A 16,694-nucleotide genomic window follows, 5' to 3' on the forward strand; every position below is an offset into this window, starting at 1 on the left:
GGGGGGGCAGGGGGGGGGGGGGGCCCCGGGCCCCCGCGCGGGGGGGGGGGGGGGGCGCGCCCCGGCCCGGGGGGGGGCCCCCGGGGGGGGGGGGGGGGGGGGGGGCCGGGGGGGGGGGGGGCCCAAACCCCCCCCCCCCCCCCGGGACGGTGACTCGTGTCGCCACCCCATCGGCACGCTTTCTCTGGGCGCATCACCACTCCACAACAACGCACCACCCGCAGTACGTCGCACCACTTCGCACCACCTCCCTGACACCCACGTCGATGCCGATGTGTTAACCGACCGGAGGAACCGCCCGTGGCAGCACAGCCCAGGTTTCAGCCCGATGCAGGCGCCGCCCCCGAAGACCGCAAGCACCCGGTCGACGAGACGCTCCCGCCCTTCAAGATGTTCACCAGCGGCCTGCAGCACGTGGCCGCCATGTATGCGGGTGTCGTTGCCCCGCCGATGATCGTCGGCCCCGCCGTGGGCCTCAGCGCCAGGGACACCGCGTTCCTGATGGGCGCCAGCCTCTTCACCGCGGGCATAGCCACCCTGCTCCAGACCCTCGGGTTCTGGAAGGTCGGCGCCCGGCTCCCCTTCGTCAACGGCGTCTCGTTCGCCGGCGTCACCCCGATGATCGCCATCGGCAAGGACCGTGGCTACGACGGCATCGCCGTCATCTTCGGCGCGATCATCGTCGCGAGCGTGCTGGGTTTCGTCCTGACCCCCTACTTCTCCAAACTCGTACGGTTCTTCCCGCCCGTCGTCACCGGCACCGTCATCACCCTGATCGGCGTCTCCCTGCTTCCCGTCGCCTTCCGCTGGGCGCAGGGCGGCGATTCGGCCGCACCGGACTTCGGGTCGATGCAGAACATCGGCATGGCGGCGCTCACCCTCGTGATCGTGCTCGGCCTGAGGAAACTGCTGCGCGGCTTCCTGCAGCAGATCGCCATCCTGCTCGGCCTGGTCGCCGGCACGCTCGTCGCGATCCCCATGGGGATGACGGGCCTCGACGCCCTGCGCGACGCGGATCCGATCGGCTTCCCGACCCCGTTCCACTTCGGCGCGCCGCAGTTCGAGCTCGCCGCCATCATCTCCATGTGCATCGTGATGCTCGTCTGCATGACCGAGTCCACGGCCGACATGCTCGCCCTCGGCAGGATCGTGGACCGGCCGGCCGACGAGCGGACCATCGAGGGCGGCCTGCGCGCCGACACGCTCGGCAGCGCGATCAGCCCGCTCTTCAACGGCTTCATGTGCAGCGCCTTCGCGCAGAACATCGGCCTGGTCGCCATGACGAAGGTGCGCAGCCGCTACGTCGTCGCGGCCGGCGGCGGCATCCTGGTCCTGCTCGGGCTGTGCCCCGTCGCCGCCTCCGTCATCGCCCTGGTCCCGCTCCCGGTCCTCGGCGGTGCGGGCATCGTCCTCTTCGGCTCGGTCGCCGCGAGCGGCATCCAGACCCTGGCCACGGCGGCGTTGGAGAAGGGCGAGAACGCGCTGATCGTCGCCGCGGCCGTGGGCATCGGGCTGATCCCGATCGCGGCCCCGGAGTTCTACCACGCCTTCCCGAAGGACCTGCTGGTGGTGCTCGACTCGGGGATCTCGACCGGGTGTGTGGTGGCGATCGTGCTGAACCTGGCCTTCAACCACCTGGGTGTGAAAGGCCGTTCGTCCCAGGAGCCGTCCGAGTCGCAGTCGCAGTCGCAGTCGGGGGCGCAGCCGGGGGCGGGCGTGGAGCCGCATGCGGACTCGCACCCGGACTCGCACCCGGACCCGCTTCCGGTGCGCTGAGGCGCGTACGGCGACGGCGTGGACGCCGCCGTCGCCGTACTTCCGCGGTACTTCTCCGCTGCGTGTGCGGTGCTTCCGAGGCGCCGGGGCCGCCCTCAGTCGAGGTGGTAACTGTCGCCGTACACCTTCCAGTCCAGCGGCGTGTCCAGGCCGAGGTTGCCCGCGTCGAGGAAGACCCGCTGCGCCGTGTCGACGCGGCTCGTGTCCTCGTGGGCCTCCTCCTGTTTCATCGCCCAGACCCGGGCGTCGAGGAAGGCGTGCAGATACGCGACCTCGTCGCCTCCCTGCGCCGGCGGCCTCGCCCGACCCAGCGCCCGCTCACGGATGCTGCTGAAGCTGGTGCTGTCACCGCCGTCGCCGTGCATGACGATGGCGTCGTAGTAGATGAACTGTCCGAGGACGCCGATGCCGTCGCTCTTGCCGCGTCCGACGGCCGGGTCGAAGTAGACCCGGTCGCGCTCGTCGTTCTGGGCCGTCCTGAACTCCGGGTCCTGGGCCGCCGCGCGCCAGTCGCCCGGGTAGTCCGGATCGAGGCCCTCGTGCGAGTCGCTTCCGTCGACCTCGCGCAGGGCGGGCAGGTAGCCGGCGAGGACGTTGCCCGGCCGGCGGTCCGTGTAGAGCTCGACCAGATCGAGCATGTCGCCGGTGCCGGAACAGAATCCGATGATGCCGGCCGTGTAGCCGCGGCCGTCGCTGATGTCCTCGATGTACTGGTACTGCGCCTGCCAGTCCAGCGAGGAGTTCTCCGCGCTGGACACCAGCTTCATGGCGATGTCCTTCTTCGCCGGGTCGTCGAGCCCGATGGCGTACGCGCCGGCGGGGTCCTCCGGCGCGGCTGCTTCAGGGGCGGCACCCGCCGTACCGGGCAGGGCCGCGGCCGCGAGCCCGAGCAGGGCGGTCGCGAGAACGGTACGTCGTGCGGTGGTGCTTCGGTGGGGGACGTGCACCTGTGACCTCCAAGGGGAGTTCAGCGCTCCGCTGTTCTGTTAGGAATCTTTCCTATCAGAGGGTGCGGTCCGCGTACACCCCGCCCGTGCGCCGTCGGATCACGGGCCGTTCGGTTTCCCGAGCGCCTCAGCCGTCCTCACCTCCTCAGTCGTCCTCAGCCGTCTTCGGCCGTTCTCAGCTGTCTTCCGCCGTCTGCGGGGTCCAGTCCGGTCGGCGACCGCTGAGGCCGACGACCCGGTCGAGGAGCGGAGCCTCCTCGGGCACGGGCACGATCGGGCCGAACATGCCCTCGCGGCCCGGGTCGTCCGCGGCCGGGGCCAACAGGGCGTACGACACCTCCAGGCAGGCCTCGTCCGGGGCGTAGTCCTGGCCCGTGGCGCGGGCCAGGTCCCAGGCGTGGAGGAGGAGTTCGTTGAGGGCGACCCGCCCCGCGATCGCGGCCGGGAAGACGATCCCGCCTGCCTGGGTGTCGCCTTCCCAGGCGCCCGGACCGCGCCACGCGGTCACGAGCTCCTCCAGCAGTCGCGGCAGCTCCGTACGCCAGTCGTCCTGCAGGACCCAGTCGACCGTGCCCGGGTCCGTGCCGGTCGACGGCCCGAATTCCTTGCCGGCGGCATCACGGAAGGCCGCCGACAGCCCGACGACATGGGCGAGGAGCTCTCGTACGGCGTACTTCGGACAGGGCGTCGCATTCCCGAGGCTCGCGTCGGTGACGCCTGCCGCGAGCCGTGCCATGCCGGCGGCCACGGGTCCGAGGTCCGGCGTGTTCGTGCTGTTCGCATCCTTCTTGCTGCTCGTCTCCATGACTGTAGGACCCCACCGCGAGCCGGAACTCATCGGTGCGCTCAGGTCCCGCCCGGCCCCAGCCGGTCCCGTCCGGCCCCGCCCGGCCCCGCCCTCGCTCCGGGCGCACGCGAGGACCGGCGCCGCCCCGGACCCCTGGCCGCCCCGGGGCGGTCACGCCGACCGTGGTGATCACGGCACCACCGTTCCCGACGGCCGGATCGTCCGGTTGTTCCGGTTGTTCCGGCCGTCCCGGTCGCCCGATCGGGCCATCCGCTCGCGCCGAGCGCCCCGGCCCCGGCGAGCACCCATACGCTCCCTGAGTGACCCGTACCAGTGCCCTGAACACCGGCCTCGACGACTTCCTCGCCTGGGCGGAGACGGAGCGGAAGGCCGCCCTGCCCGTACGCACCTCGGACGCGCTGCTGACGCTGCTGGCGCTGCACGGCGCGGACCGCCGCGCGGGCGTGCCCGAGCCGACGCCTGAGCTGCTGCGCCGGGTGCTCGTGGAGGATCTGCCCCTGCTGCTGTGGGCGAACCCGGACGAGCTCGCCGCCGTACCGGACGTGCTCACCGCGCTCGCGGACCGTGTGCGCGCGGCGGGCCGCCTGAACGCCAAGCGACACGCGCGCCTGCTCGCCGCTGTGGACGAGGCCGTCCCGGAGTGTGAGCGGGCCATGGCCGACCCCCGGAATCTGACCTGGCCGCGCTGGTACGCGTCGCTGCTGCGGGCGGACGGGGTCGACGCGGACGACGCCGAGGCCGTACGGGCCTGGCTCGCCGCGCTGGACGCGGCACCGCACGCCGACCGCCCCGAACTGCCCGCTCCGCTGCACCGTTCCGACGTCACCGCGAGCACCTTCGCCTCCCGCATCCGGCTCACCGAGGCCCTGATGGCCGCCTTCGCCCAGGACATCGAGGGCCCCTCCGCGGCCGGGCCCCTGCTTCCCGCCACGCCCGCCCTCGCGGCCGACCGGCCCGAGGAGGCGCTCACCGCGGAGCTGGAGAACCTGGCGGCGGCCCTGACCGACCGCTGGACGGCCGCCGGCCTCTGCGCCGCGCTCTCCGGCCCGTACGAGGGTCTCGCCCCAGGCCCGGAAGCCCTGCCCCACGTCGTCCTCGCCGACCGCTTCCTCGACGAACACCTCGACTACTACGGCGACTCCGCCGCGCCGCTGCCGCCACCGGCCGCCCTGCCCGCCCCCGGCGAGGTCAGGGCGCTGCTGCACGCCGCCCCGCTGCCGGCGGCGCTCGCGGCAGGAGCCGACGACGTGCACGAACTCGCCGAGCAGTGCGGATTCCCCGGACCGGCCACGGCCGTCTGGACCGACGGAACCCCGCAGGAACTGACCGAACTCGCCGCCGACATCCTGGCCGCCGTCGTCGAACGCATCGCCTCCGGCTCCGACCCGGACAAGGCACCGGACGAGGAATACGCCCTCGATGCCGCCCATGTGCTCTACGGGCTGTACGAACGCGGCGGCACCCCCGAGTCCGTGGCCCGCAAGGCCACCGCCCACACCGACCTGACGATCTCCCCCGACATCGAGGACGCACCGGTCGCGGTCCCGGAGTCGGCGCCGCCCGCGTACTCGACGCCCCCGCTCGACGCACTCTCCGCGCTCCTCGGCCTGCCGGAACTGACCGAGGCCGACCGCGCGCAACTCGGCGAACCGGCACGTGAACTGGCCGCCGTGGTCGACGAGCTGGCGGAGACCGGCTGTGTCTTCCGCACCGGCGACACCTACGGCCTCACGCCGCTCGGCAACGCCGTCGTCCGCCATGTCCTGGCCGTGGGGCATGTCGCGGCACCCGACGACGAGACGGTCGCGTCCTGGGACGCGGCGGTGACCGTCGCCGCCGTCCAGTACTGGCCGCCGGGCGCCGCGGCCGCGGCTCTGACCACGTGGACGACGGCCCGGGGCGCGACCGACGAGGCCTGGGACGCACTGCTGCGCGCCGTCTCCACCGCCAAGGCCGAGGACTTCCACCGCACCCTCACCGGGGCGCTCTTCGACCGCCTCGACCGCGCGGCCGTCCCCGACGGCCCCCTGCGCACGGCCCTCGCGGACCCCGTCACCGGCGCCCACGCCCACCGCCTCCTCCACTCCCGGGGCGAGCCCGCGGACCTGGACCTCGTCCCCCCGACCGCCCGCGCCGCGCTCCTCCTCGACGACCTGGACGCCCGCTGGGCGGCGGACATGCGCGCCTTCGTCGCCGCCTCCGAGGACCGCGACCCGGAGCCGGTCCCCACGGCCCTCCTCGACGCGTTCGACGAGGCCGCCACGACCTGGCCGGGCGGCGCGGAGTCCCTCGTGCCCGCGCTGACCGAGGTGGCCCCCGCGAGCGCGGTCCGGGTCCTGGAGGACCTGCGTGACCGTCACCCGGACGGCAGGGTGGCAGACTTGGCGGCGCACGCCGTGAAGGCGGCGAAGGCGACGACGGGACGGACCGCGGCACGCCGCCGCGGCGCGGGAAGGTGAGGCCGCCAGGTGTCCGCGGGAGATGACGCGCCCCTGCCCATGGAAGACCGGGAGCCCGGCGGGCACCGCGTCCAGATCGAGTACTGCACCCAGTGCCGCTGGCTGCCTCGCGCGGCCTGGCTCGCCCAGGAACTCCTCGGCACCTTCGACAGGTCCGAACTCGCCGAAGTCGGGCTGAAACCCGGAATCGGGGGCGTGTTCGTCGTCCGCGTCGACGGCGAGACCGTATGGGACCGCCGGCAGCAGGGCTTTCCCGAACCGACCGCGGTGAAACGCGCCGTCAGGGACCGCGTGGCACCGGGCCGGACCCTGGGCCACTCCGAACGGTAGCCGCTCCTTCCGCACCCTTGCGGGGGCGGCTCCGCCTGTGCCATACAGGTCTGGACCAATGCCCCCGGCGGAAGGAGGCAGTCCGGTGCAACGCCCCCTGCTGTTGTCCGTGTTGACGTGCGCGACCGCGCTCCTGCTCACCGCGTGCGGCGGCGACGCCCAGGCCAAGGACACCCACAACCCGTCCGCGCCGCGCGGCGTCACCGCGCAGGCGAGCAGCGCCACCTCCGTCCACGTGATGTGGGAGCGCGCGACGGACGACACCGGCGTGAGCGCCTACGAGGTCTTCCGCGCCGGTACGCGGGTGAAATCCGTCCCCGCGGCCACGCACATGACCGACATCGAGGGGCTCACCCCGTCGACCCCCTACACCTTCACGGTCCGTGCCCTCGACGGAGCCGGCAACGCCTCGCCGCACAGCTCCGCCGTACCGGCGACCACCCTGGCTCCGGCGGTCGCCGACAGCCGTCCTCCGACCCCACCGGGCAGCGCGACGGGGCGGGTGCGGGGAGCGCGGGAGGTCACCCTCGCCTGGGGCCGCTCCCGCGACGACCAGGCGGTGACCGCGTACGACATCTACCAGGCCGATTCACGGATCCACACCGTGCCCGGCACCGCCACCACGGCCCGAGTCACCGGCCTGCGTCCCGGCACGGTCTACACCTTCACGGTCCGCGCCCGCGACGCGGCCGACAACTCCTCCCCGGACAGCGCCCCCGTGGACCTCACCACGACCCCGGCCCCGGGCGCCGCCCCCAACACGGCCCCCACCGGCCTCGTCGCCACCGCCCGCAAGGGCAGCGTCGACCTCCACTGGACCCCGCCGAACACCGGCGCCCCGGTGAAGGAGCACCAGCTCTTCCTCAACGGCAAGCTCGCCACCACGATCGTCTGGGGCACCCAACCCCCGCCCGGCCGCGCCACCTACACCTTCACCGTCACCGACCCCCCGGGCACCCGCTACTCGGTCAAACTCCGCGCGAAGCTCCCGGACGGCAACTGGGGGGACTTCTCGGCCCAGCGGACGGTGGTGGTCCGCTAGTTCGCGTTCGTCGGGCTGCTCGCCGGAGAACGGCTGCTCCGCGCAACCGGCGATCAGCATGGTGAGAACGTGCCGGTGACGTCGATGCGGCTGCGAGACCGGCAGGTTCAGAAGGTGTCGAAGGTGTCGATGTGACGCCGGATCTCCGCCAGGACCTCTTCGCTGCCACCCGAGGCCGGAAGGACCCATGGGTTCGCCTCGCCGTTGGCCATGGCGAGGCTGCTGACGAATCGCACGAGGTCCGGAGCCGGTGCGAAGGAGTCACGCAGCCACAGGGCGAAGACGGCCGCCTCGTCGGCGGTGACATCCGTGAGGGTGATGAAAGCGTAGTCGGGCTCCTCCATGGACGAGGTGCCGACGATCCACACGTCGGGGGCCAGTGCGATCTCGAAGTCGAGCGCCTGCCGGCCGTGCACCGCCGAGGTCCGGTGGTCGATGACAGCGTCGGGAAACCCCTGCTGGAGCGCCCGCTCCAGTGACGGCAGGCTGGACCGCCAGGCGCCGCCGTCCTCCTGAGGCGGGTAGAAACCGATGTTGGTGCGGATATTGCGTTCGGTGGCCACTCTGTTCCTCTGATTCACGGCTGATTCATGGCACGTAGCGCGTCGATCCGGGAGTACCCGTCATCGCCATCATGGATTGCCAGTAAGCGGCATTGTCCCTGCCGTTCGTGACGATCTCCAAGCCACGTATCTCGCTGTTCGCGGGATTGGCCATGGCCTGCTTGTACCTGGTGAGTTCTCTCTCGTCGCCGGAGTACATGGAGTCCACCACGGGATCCCACGCGATCTTGCCTTGGCTGTTGACCTTGACGGGCTTCGCCAAGGTCTCCTCGACTCTGTCGAGGGATCTGAAGCTCTTCTTCGTGCAGTCCGGGTCCCGTACATGCTTCGCTTCGACGAGGTGGCCGTCCGCTGGGCGCACACCGTCCACCATGAGTCCGCGGGCGTGTCCTGCAAGCGGCACCTCACGCTCGGGGTAGCCGGCGATGCGCAGCTGGTAGGCGTTGTCGGGGTTGTGAGGCCCGCCGCCTCCGGCCAGCCCACCTGGTCTCAGCGAATTCGCCCAGGTCCGGAACTGCTGTTGCTCCGTGGCCGTAAGGAGGCGAGTACTCCCCGGCGCCGGCGGTATGGGGTCGGCGAACGGGATGCCGGGATCAACCGGGTTGACCGTGGGAAGCAGCATGGGTGTCGCGATTCCCGTGAAGGACGCCATGCGCACGGGGACTGGCACGGGCACCCTGATGAACGGCGGCGGTAGCAGCGGCGATCCGGGAAGCGCCGGTCCGGTCGGGCCTTCGGGCTGCGGGAGCTTGACGCGTCCAGCCGACGAGTCGAGCGCGTGTGCCACGTTGCCCAGGTCGCGTATCCATGGGTCGCCGAGGACGGCGTCGAGCAGTCCGCCGTCGTACCCGTTGCCTCCGAACATGGGCGTGTCCCAGGGCATGTCCACTTGGAAGAGGTCGCTGAGGTGCTGCCGAATCCTCGGCTCGGCGGTGTCCACGTGGTCGGCGTACCGGTCGCACGCCTTGGCCAGTTGGGAGCAGGCCGCGACCAGGTTGGTGATCAGAGGCTCTTCGGGCTCGGCCTTGGCGGGCGGGCAGGTCATGCCCACGAAGTTCTTCACGTATGCGTGGAAGGAGTTCGACGCCTCGCCGGCGTGTGCGTTGCGTGCGGTCCCGGCGTAGGTCTGCGCGTCCTCCAGGAAGCGTTGCATCAATGATGACGCGTGTCGCCAGGACCCGGCCACGTCCCGCAGCTTCTCCTGCGATCCTCTGAACCTGTCACTTCTGCCCGCCGGGGCGTACTGGTCGTACCAGGCCGTCTCCCCAACCACTTCGGGCAGTTCGCGCCCGAGGCCGAGGTAGTTCTCGGGGCAGTCCGCCCCCGGGTCGCCCATTCCGAGGGTCAAGTCGACTTGTCTCTGCAGGAAGGCGGAGGCGACCTTGCTCTCCTGGGTCATGAACTCGCGAGCGGTGCGCATGAGACCGCGGCTCGTCTCGCCGAGGATGTAGGAGCTGAAGCCCATCTGGTTCAGCGTCTCGGAGGCCGCCGAGACGTAGACCTTGGCGAATTCGCGACCCGCGTCGTCATCCCCTGCCATCCCGTGCTGGCGAGCGAGTTCGTGGCTGAGCGCAATGGTCGTGTCGCGCGCCCCGCGCATTGCCTCTGTCAGCCCCATCGAACCGCGGATCATGCCTTCGGCGGTGTGCTTCAGGTCCGGTGCGAGTCCACTCACCGTGCTGCCTCCCCGTTGCAGACGTAAGTGATCAACGTAGTACGGGCATCGGTGGATCGTCTGCACGGCTCTCGGACGATCGTGTGCGCCGACCGGCGGGCGCGCCGGAGTCCCTCGCGGCGTCGCCCCGTCATGCCGAGGCCCCAAGCGGACGTGCCCCGGCCGATGTTGCCGAGGGCTCGCTACCGTGGCGTTCATGACCGACAACGACTTCTGGGACTGTCCGCCGGAGCAGGGCATCGCGCAGCACGGGGAGTTCAGGCTCACCCTCGTCGAACGGCCCTTCCCCGGCGGCGCCGCGGAGCTGCCCGCTCATGACCCGGTACGGGCGCGGGAGTTCGCCGGGGCGTTCGGGACCATCGACGCGGTCGTGGAGGAGGCGGGCCGGATCGAGGCGACCGAGCGGCCGCCCTTCGAGACCCGTGCCGATCTCGACCTGGTCGGTGTCGGATGCTGGGGAGCAGTGACCGAGGTCAACGATCCCGCCCTCGTCGTCACCGGCGGCGCCTTCCCTCTCGCCGATCAGGCGCAGGCGCTGGCCGAGAGCTTCCCCGGAGCGGTCGTCATCGGCTCGGCGACGATCGACCACAACATGACCTACGGAACCCATGTGATCCACCACCCGGATGGGGCACGCCTGTTCGCCGCGGGGTGGAGCGGTGAGGGGGACTGGGATGTCGAGGGCAGCCCGCGCCAGGTCGTCGACGCCTTCGGTGTCCGCCCCGAGGACCTGGAGCGCAAGGGCGTCGACCTCGACGCCGATCCGGGGGACTTCGCCTGGCAGGCTCTCGTGCGGCTCGCCCTCCAGAGCGTGAGCCCGCTGCTCCGCAAGGGCCGGGAGCTGTCCGTGTTCCGTGTGCGGCACACCGAGGGGGCCACCGGCGATCTCGAGGAGACCTGGATCGGCGGGCCCGACGGGTTCGGCTCGTTCTGACGATCGGATCCGGCGCGTTGCGACCGTAACGATACGGAAACACGCGCAAGTTGGCGCGGACATGCCGACCGAATGCCGGATCCCCGGCAGGCTCTCCTCATACAGTGGACAACTACCGGCGCATTCACACCAGTTGACCTCGGAGCCCATGGCGCCGCGTACGTCTCCTGACAGCAATGGGGCTCCCACGGGGGAGAAGCCAGTGAGCATTCAGATACTCGAACGGGCGCGCCACCGGCGTGTGTGGGGCCGCATCGCGGTCGCCCTCACCGCCGCGGCGGCCGTGACCCTGACCGGACTGCCGGCCCTCGACGTGGCGGAGGCCGCGAAGGCACCCAACGTCAAGCCGAAGCGGTGCGACGAGAAGTTCCTCGGGAAGAAGTTCCCCTCCACCCCGGCCAACTCGGGTCCGCCGGACAGCCTTCCGTACGACGCGTGGCCGAACGACGAGAACTACACGTACGACAACCCGGCGAAGGCGTACGACGGGGTGCAGCCGCCGACCGACGCCCAGCGCGAGGCGGCGGGCAAGGACTACCGCAAGTGGCAGCGGAAGTTCAACAAGACGAAGAGCCCGGCGGACAAGGTCATGGAGATCTACGCCCGCTACAACTCGCAGTACGACAACTCGACGGGCTACAAGGACTTCAGGCGCTTCCTCGACGTGCGCTACATCGGTGCCCACGGCAACCCGCTCCGGGGCGACGCGTTCGAGGCCCGCATGGTCAAGAAGTACAACATGGTCGGCCCCGACTGGTGGTGCCAGGACCCGATCGAGTACACCGACCCCGAGACCGGCGAGAAGCGCACGCGCGTCGTGGACGCGCACAACCGGCGCACCGAGCGCAAGGTCGAGATGAAGTCCAACGGCAAGGTCGAGACCGACCAGCTCAAGGCCGACCGGCAGATCGCCAAGGAGAAGCCGAAGTCGACCTTCCGGTACCTGACCGGCGCCAGGACCGAGGACACGACGAGGGACCGGATCAAGCAGTTCGACGAGGACCTCAAGCGCGACCGCGGCACCAGCCGCACCCAGGCCGGGATCAACGAACGCCGGTCCAACGCCATCGAGCGGACGCAGAAGCCGAACGTCTACACCAACTACGACAAGCGGTTCAACCCCGACCCGCTCAAGGGCGGCCGGGGACCGATCATCGACCAGGCCCTGCGGTCCGGGAAGACGATCGAGGAAGCGCGCCGTATCCAGGCGATGTACAACCAGAACAACCAGGGCGGCTACTTCGGCCGCGGGCCCGGAGGCATCGACTTCTCCACCCTGGAGATCAACTACGTCGGCACTCCCGTCAAGGGCAAGGGCCTCGACTATTCGATGAAGGCCGACTACGTCAAGGACCCGGACGAGAACCCGGGCTTCGGCGGTGACACCAACCTCCAGCTCGCCTCGGACGCCTTCTTCACCTGGCTCGCCCTGACCCCGGACAAGTTCTGGGTCAACCTCAACCCGATCCGCCCCGACGTCATCATGGACAAGGAGTTCGCGAGGACCGACGCCGGGCGCATCCTGCTGGAGGCCGACCTGACCCTCAAGCACGACTACGCGGATGCGATGAACCCCGACAAGTACGAGCGCGGGGAGCAGTTCTGGCGCGCGGCACCCCGCACCCCGGAGGGCATGCCCTGCCTGCCCATCATCCGCCAGTGGATCACCCCGAAGCCTGCGAAGGTCCGGGAGCAGGACGGCGGCATCTACATCCTTGACGCGCCGCTGAAGGTCAACATGGAGGTCCCCACCGGACCCGATGTGCCGACCAACACCTGCAAGCTCACCGAGGCGCAGACCAAGCAGGCCGAGACCCTGATCCTCACGATGATCCAGCCGGAGCTCGAACGCCGCGTCAACGACGACAAGTCCTACGCCGACCTGCGCCGCGTCTACTCCTCACGGGTGGCCGCCGAGTACGTCCGCCGTCAGGACGCGGTCGGCCCCACCGACTTCCGCAAGATCATCAACAGCAATGATGTCAAGCGGTGGCCGCTGAGGGGCGAGAACAAGGACTGGGACAAGAAGACCGTCTACGACAAGTACGTCCACTCGTTCAAGAACGGCGATTACAAGTTCGAGCGCGTCTACGACGGCAAGGTGTGGATCCTGTCCATGGGCGGGGTCGACTTCTCCAAGGCGCCGAAGCAGAACATCAGCCGCACCCAGTTCGACACCCAGCACCGCGGCCTGGACAAGACCACGAGGACATCCGTCCAGACCGAGGTGACCTACCAGGACAGCCAGACCGCCTTCCTCGGCGGGTCCACCTCCGAACAGCCCACCACCCCGGAGGACCCGAAGCCGACGCCGACGCCGACCGGCCCGGGCGACCCGACGCCGAGCGGCACCCCGTCGACCCCGGCACCCGGCCCGTCGGCACCCGGTGGTGACCGGACGACTCCGCCGGCGCACGACCCGGACGGTGACCTCGCGGACACCGGCAACAGCACCCCGGTCGGGCTGATCGCCGCGCTGGCCGCGGCGCTCGCGGTCGCGGGCGGCGCGCTGACATGGTGGATGCGACGCCGCAGGTCCGCGGACGGCCGGTCCGTCTGACGGCTGCCTGCCCGGACGCTGTCCCCCGCACTCGTGTCCTGGGTGCGGGGGACAGCTGTTCGGCCGTTCCCGGGCTCCGCCGGCTCCCGGGCTCTCCGGCGGTTCCTGCGGCTCCTGCGGTTCCTGCGGTGCGATCTGTGCGGCGGTGTGATCCGTGCGGACAGTGAGCCGCCCCCCGGCCGTATGCGGTCCAGGGGGCGGCGTCGGTTACGGGTACGGGAGATCAGCCGGTGAGCTGCTCGTACGCCGGCAGGGTGAGGAAGTCCGCGTAGTCCTCGTCCAGCGCGACGTGCAGCAGCAGGTCGTGGGCCTGCTGCCACTTGCCGGCGGCGAAGGCCTCCTCGCCGATCTCCTCGCGGATCGCGGCCAGTTCCTCGGCGGCGACCTTGCGGGCCAGCTCTGGCGTGGCGCGTTCACCGTTCTCGAAGACGACGCCCGCGTTGATCCACTGCCAGATCTGGGAGCGGGAGATCTCGGCGGTGGCGGCGTCCTCCATCAGATTGAAGATGGCGACGGCGCCGAGGCCGCGGAGCCAGGCCTCGATGTAGCGGATCCCGACCTGGACGGCGTTGCGCAGGCCCTCGTAGGTGGGGTGGGCGTCGAGCGAGTCGATGGCGATCAGGTCGCCCGCCGCCACGGACACGTCCTCGCGGAGGCGGTCCTTCTGGTTGGGCTTGTCCCCGAGCACCGCGTCGAAGGAGGCCAGGGCGATCGGGACCAGGTCGGGGTGGGCGACCCAGGAGCCGTCGAAGCCGTCGGCGGCCTCGCGGTCCTTGTCGGCCTTGACCTTCTCGAAGGCGACCTTGTTGACCTCCGCGTCGCGCCGCGACGGGATGAAGGCCGCCATGCCGCCGATGGCGTGGGCGCCGCGCCTGTGGCAGGTGCGGACCAGGAGTTCGGTGTACGCGCGCATGAACGGCGCGGTCATCGTCACCGCGTTGCGGTCCGGGAGGACGAACTTGGCGCCGCCGTCACGGAAGTTCTTGACGATGGAGAACAGATAGTCCCAGCGGCCCGCGTTGAGGCCGGCCGCGTGGTCCTTCAGCTCGTAGAGGATCTCGTCCATCTCGTACGCCGCCGTGATCGTCTCGATCAGGACCGTGGCGCGGACGGTGCCCTGCGGGATGCCGACGTAGTCCTGGGCGAAGACGAAGACGTCGTTCCAGAGACGGGCCTCCAGGTGCGACTCGGTCTTGGGCAGGTAGAAGTACGGGCCCTTGCCGAGGTCGATGAGCCGCTTGGCGTTGTGGAAGAAGTACAGGCCGAAGTCGACGAGCGCACCCGGGACCGGGCGGCCCTCGAACGTCAGGTGGCGCTCGTCCAGGTGCCAGCCCCGCGGGCGCATCACGACGGTGGCGAGTTCGTCCGCCGGCCGCAGCGCGTACGACTTGCCCGTGCGGTCGTCGGTGAAGTCGATACGGCGCTCGTAGGCGTCGATCAGATTGAGCTGGCCCAGGACGACGTTCTCCCAGGTGGGTGCCGAGGCGTCCTCGAAGTCGGCGAGCCAGACCTTCGCGCCCGAGTTCAGGGCGTTGATGGTCATCTTGCGGTCGGTCGGGCCGGTGATCTCGACGCGCCGGTCGTTCAGCGCGGCCGGGGCCGGCGCGACCTTCCAGCTCTCGTCCTCGCGGATCTGTGCGGTCTCCGGGAGGAAGTCGAGGGTGCTGGTGCGGGCGATCGCGGCACGACGATCGGCGCGGCGGGCGAGGAGCTCGTCACGCCGGGGGGTGAACCGCCGGTGCAGCTCGGCGACGAAGGCGAGTGCCGCGTCTGTCAGCACCTCCTCCTGCCGGGGCAGTGGTTCGGCTTCGACGATGGCCAGCGGCGACGGCGCTGGTGCGGACATGAGCTGTCACTTCCTTCAGCGAGCTTCTACGAGCTTCACGGGCGGTGCCCGGCGGCCGCAGCGGCGTCACACGGCACTCAGTGCCAGGGCTCCGAGACACGGTCGTCGGCCCCGTCCGAAGGTATGGGGCGCTTCTGATCAGTGGATAGTAGTTACCGCATGGTGGAAGTTCAATGGTTTGTTGATGTCGAGATTCTCCGGGTCGACACATCGTGGCGCTCGGTGCCATGCCGTTCACTCAAGGTGCGCCAGATCCTCCGGTGTGTCGATGTCGTACGCCTGAGCCACGTCCCCGCACTCGACCAGTGTGATCTCCTCCTCGTGCTCCAGCAGGTAGTCCCGCGCCCCGCGATCGCCCGAGGCGCGCTCCGCCACCCCCGCCCAGTGCCGGGCGCCGAACAGCACCGGATGGCCCCGCCGGCCGTCGTACGCCGCCGACACCAGCGCGGACGACGACTCGCAGGCGGCGACGACCCGCGCCACCGCCGCCGCGCCGATTCCCGGCTGGTCCACCAGAGACACCAGTACCGCGTCCGGCTGTACGTCCGCCGCGCCGAGCGAGGCGAGGCCCGCCCGCAGGGAGGAGCCCATCCCCTCCTCCCAGTCCGGATTGACGGTCACGACGCAGCCCGCCAGCTCGGCCCGCCGCCGCACCTCGTCCGCCGCCGCCCCCAGGACGACGTGCACGGACCGGCAGCCGCCCGCCCGCAGCACCCGCACCGCGTTCTCCACCAGCGGGCGGCCGCGGTGCTCCAGCAGCGCCTTCGGCCGCCCGCCCAGCCGGCGCCCGGCGCCCGCTGCCAGCACCAGTCCTACGACCTGCGGTCTGTCCGGAGTGTGAGCCATACACCCTGCTTACCTCATCCGGCGGCGCAGTGGCGCGGTGGCGCGGTGACGCGACGGCCTTGGACAGGGTGCCGTTCCGGCATCAGGGTGGCGTTCCGGCATCAGGGTGCCGTTACCGGCACAGGAGTTCAGCACGAGGTATCTGGACCGATGAGCAGTCGGCAAGCGGAACACCGCGGCGTGTTCCAGCCGTTGGAGCACGACGACCCGCGCACGACGACCCGCGCACGGCGGCCGGACACCGGCTCGCCGCTCGACTCGGCGCCGGCGGGCCCACCCGTCCCCGGTGGGGCGCCTGCCGCTCCCGGCGGCGCGCCGTCCCCCGTGGTCCTCGCCGGCGCGGCCGGTTCCGCCGCGTACGTCGCGCCCACGGCCGGCTCATCTGCGTCACGCCCGATCCGACGGTCCGGCGCAAGGTGCGGGAAGTAGACACGTCGAGCTGAATTTCGTACCGCGGAGTGGCGAAGCGCATACGGAATGGCGTTAACTGGCCCGCGACCCCAGGCGCTTGACCACCGTCCGGCGGGTCGTTCACCGGGCAGCACGACGATGTGCGAGGGGGAGAGCTTTGTTGCGGAGCGTGGGGCAGACGCGGGTGACACGGAGCGGCGAGGACCCGAGAGTGACGGAGCTGCGCGCTGCCGTCTCCCGGCTCCGCCGTGAACTGGCCGGGCATCCGGCCGAGTTCGCCGACCGCGGGATCGCGGAGGACGAACTGGCGGCGATGGACGCCATGGCGGTCAGCGGAGTGCCGGAGATCCGGCGGCTGCGGCGCTCACTGCTGCTGATCGCCGGGGCGGTCGGTTCGGTGAGCGCGCTGGCGGGCGGACTGACGAACGTACGGAACGCGGTGGAGATGTTCGGCGAGCCGAAGATCTGACCCGGCCCGGACCGGGTCGGCATACCCT

The 16,694-nt window shown here is 70.9% G+C and carries 13 protein-coding genes; 7 read left to right on the plus strand and 6 right to left on the minus strand.

The window, feature by feature from the left end; genetic code table 11:
• Positions 1 to 300 precede the first annotated feature (300 nt).
• The gene (locus tag ACIQMR_RS26885; protein WP_401392278.1) at positions 301 to 1,776 is read left to right on the plus strand and encodes a nucleobase:cation symporter-2 family protein; all 1,476 of its coding nucleotides are present in this window, start codon (positions 301 to 303) and stop codon (positions 1,774 to 1,776) included.
• A gap of 95 nt (positions 1,777 to 1,871) precedes the next feature.
• Here ACIQMR_RS26885 and ACIQMR_RS26890 read toward each other — a convergent pair whose 3' ends face one another.
• Together ACIQMR_RS26890 and ACIQMR_RS26895 are read right to left on the minus strand one after the other, a co-directional pair.
• The gene (locus ACIQMR_RS26890; RefSeq protein ID WP_401392281.1) at positions 1,872 to 2,723 is read right to left on the minus strand and encodes a chitosanase; all 852 of its coding nucleotides are present in this window, start codon (positions 2,721 to 2,723) and stop codon (positions 1,872 to 1,874) included.
• A gap of 175 nt (positions 2,724 to 2,898) precedes the next feature.
• Positions 2,899 to 3,528, minus strand: coding sequence for a TIGR03086 family metal-binding protein (locus tag ACIQMR_RS26895; protein ID WP_401392284.1), 630 nt, complete (start codon positions 3,526 to 3,528; stop codon positions 2,899 to 2,901).
• A gap of 302 nt (positions 3,529 to 3,830) precedes the next feature.
• Between ACIQMR_RS26895 and ACIQMR_RS26900 the strand changes: the two genes are divergently transcribed.
• From ACIQMR_RS26900 to ACIQMR_RS26910, 3 genes are all read left to right on the plus strand, one after another.
• Entirely contained in the window at positions 3,831 to 5,990 is a 2,160-nt protein-coding gene (locus ACIQMR_RS26900) for a hypothetical protein (RefSeq protein WP_401392286.1), read from the plus strand.
• Between the two features lie 39 nt (positions 5,991 to 6,029).
• The gene (locus ACIQMR_RS26905; RefSeq protein WP_401392774.1) at positions 6,030 to 6,320 is read left to right on the plus strand and encodes a SelT/SelW/SelH family protein; all 291 of its coding nucleotides are present in this window, start codon (positions 6,030 to 6,032) and stop codon (positions 6,318 to 6,320) included.
• Between the two features lie 85 nt (positions 6,321 to 6,405).
• Positions 6,406 to 7,362, plus strand: a complete 957-nt coding sequence (locus tag ACIQMR_RS26910) for a fibronectin type III domain-containing protein (RefSeq protein WP_401392289.1) — start codon at positions 6,406 to 6,408, stop codon at positions 7,360 to 7,362.
• Positions 7,363 to 7,469: 107 nt separating this feature from the next.
• Here ACIQMR_RS26910 and ACIQMR_RS26915 read toward each other — a convergent pair whose 3' ends face one another.
• Both ACIQMR_RS26915 and ACIQMR_RS26920 read right to left on the minus strand, forming a co-directional pair.
• Positions 7,470 to 7,925, minus strand: a complete 456-nt coding sequence (locus ACIQMR_RS26915; protein WP_401392292.1) for a hypothetical protein — start codon at positions 7,923 to 7,925, stop codon at positions 7,470 to 7,472.
• A gap of 25 nt (positions 7,926 to 7,950) precedes the next feature.
• Positions 7,951 to 9,666: a restriction endonuclease fold toxin-2 domain-containing protein gene (locus tag ACIQMR_RS26920; protein WP_401392295.1), complete on the minus strand. Its 1,716-nt coding sequence runs from the start codon at positions 9,664 to 9,666 to the stop codon at positions 7,951 to 7,953.
• A 130-nt stretch (positions 9,667 to 9,796) separates the two neighbouring features.
• Between ACIQMR_RS26920 and ACIQMR_RS26925 the strand changes: the two genes are divergently transcribed.
• Both ACIQMR_RS26925 and ACIQMR_RS26930 read left to right on the plus strand, forming a co-directional pair.
• Positions 9,797 to 10,534 (plus strand): DUF6333 family protein, encoded by a 738-nt coding sequence (locus tag ACIQMR_RS26925; RefSeq protein WP_401392298.1) that lies wholly within the window; start codon positions 9,797 to 9,799, stop codon positions 10,532 to 10,534.
• Between the two features lie 202 nt (positions 10,535 to 10,736).
• On the plus strand, positions 10,737 to 13,094 hold the full coding sequence (locus ACIQMR_RS26930) for a hypothetical protein (protein WP_401392301.1): 2,358 nt from the start codon (positions 10,737 to 10,739) through the stop codon (positions 13,092 to 13,094).
• Positions 13,095 to 13,317: 223 nt separating this feature from the next.
• Here ACIQMR_RS26930 and aceB read toward each other — a convergent pair whose 3' ends face one another.
• Both aceB and ACIQMR_RS26940 read right to left on the minus strand, forming a co-directional pair.
• On the minus strand, positions 13,318 to 14,940 hold the full coding sequence (aceB, locus tag ACIQMR_RS26935) for a malate synthase A (protein ID WP_401392304.1): 1,623 nt from the start codon (positions 14,938 to 14,940) through the stop codon (positions 13,318 to 13,320).
• A 234-nt stretch (positions 14,941 to 15,174) separates the two neighbouring features.
• The gene (locus ACIQMR_RS26940) at positions 15,175 to 15,786 is read right to left on the minus strand and encodes an NTP transferase domain-containing protein (RefSeq protein ID WP_401392307.1); all 612 of its coding nucleotides are present in this window, start codon (positions 15,784 to 15,786) and stop codon (positions 15,175 to 15,177) included.
• A 568-nt stretch (positions 15,787 to 16,354) separates the two neighbouring features.
• On the opposite strand from ACIQMR_RS26940, the gene ACIQMR_RS26945 reads away from it, so the two are divergent.
• Complete coding sequence (locus ACIQMR_RS26945; protein WP_401392310.1) at positions 16,355 to 16,666, plus strand: DUF5955 family protein; 312 nt, start codon at positions 16,355 to 16,357, stop codon at positions 16,664 to 16,666.
• Positions 16,667 to 16,694: the final 28 nt, after the last annotated feature.

The organism is Streptomyces sp. NPDC091376 (assembly GCF_044757085.1).
Taxonomy (GTDB): Bacteria; Actinomycetota; Actinomycetes; order Streptomycetales; family Streptomycetaceae; genus Streptomyces; species Streptomyces pratisoli.

Coding starts and splice junctions, on each gene's coding strand:
- ACIQMR_RS26895 (WP_401392284.1), bottom strand. CDS start 3,528: ATGGAGACGAGCAGCAAGAAGGATGCGAACAGCACGAACACGCCGGAC.
- ACIQMR_RS26905 (WP_401392774.1), top strand. CDS start 6,030: ATGGAAGACCGGGAGCCCGGCGGGCACCGCGTCCAGATCGAGTACTGC.
- ACIQMR_RS26925 (WP_401392298.1), top strand. CDS start 9,797: ATGACCGACAACGACTTCTGGGACTGTCCGCCGGAGCAGGGCATCGCG.
- aceB (WP_401392304.1), bottom strand. CDS start 14,940: ATGTCCGCACCAGCGCCGTCGCCGCTGGCCATCGTCGAAGCCGAACCA.
- ACIQMR_RS26940 (WP_401392307.1), bottom strand. CDS start 15,786: ATGGCTCACACTCCGGACAGACCGCAGGTCGTAGGACTGGTGCTGGCA.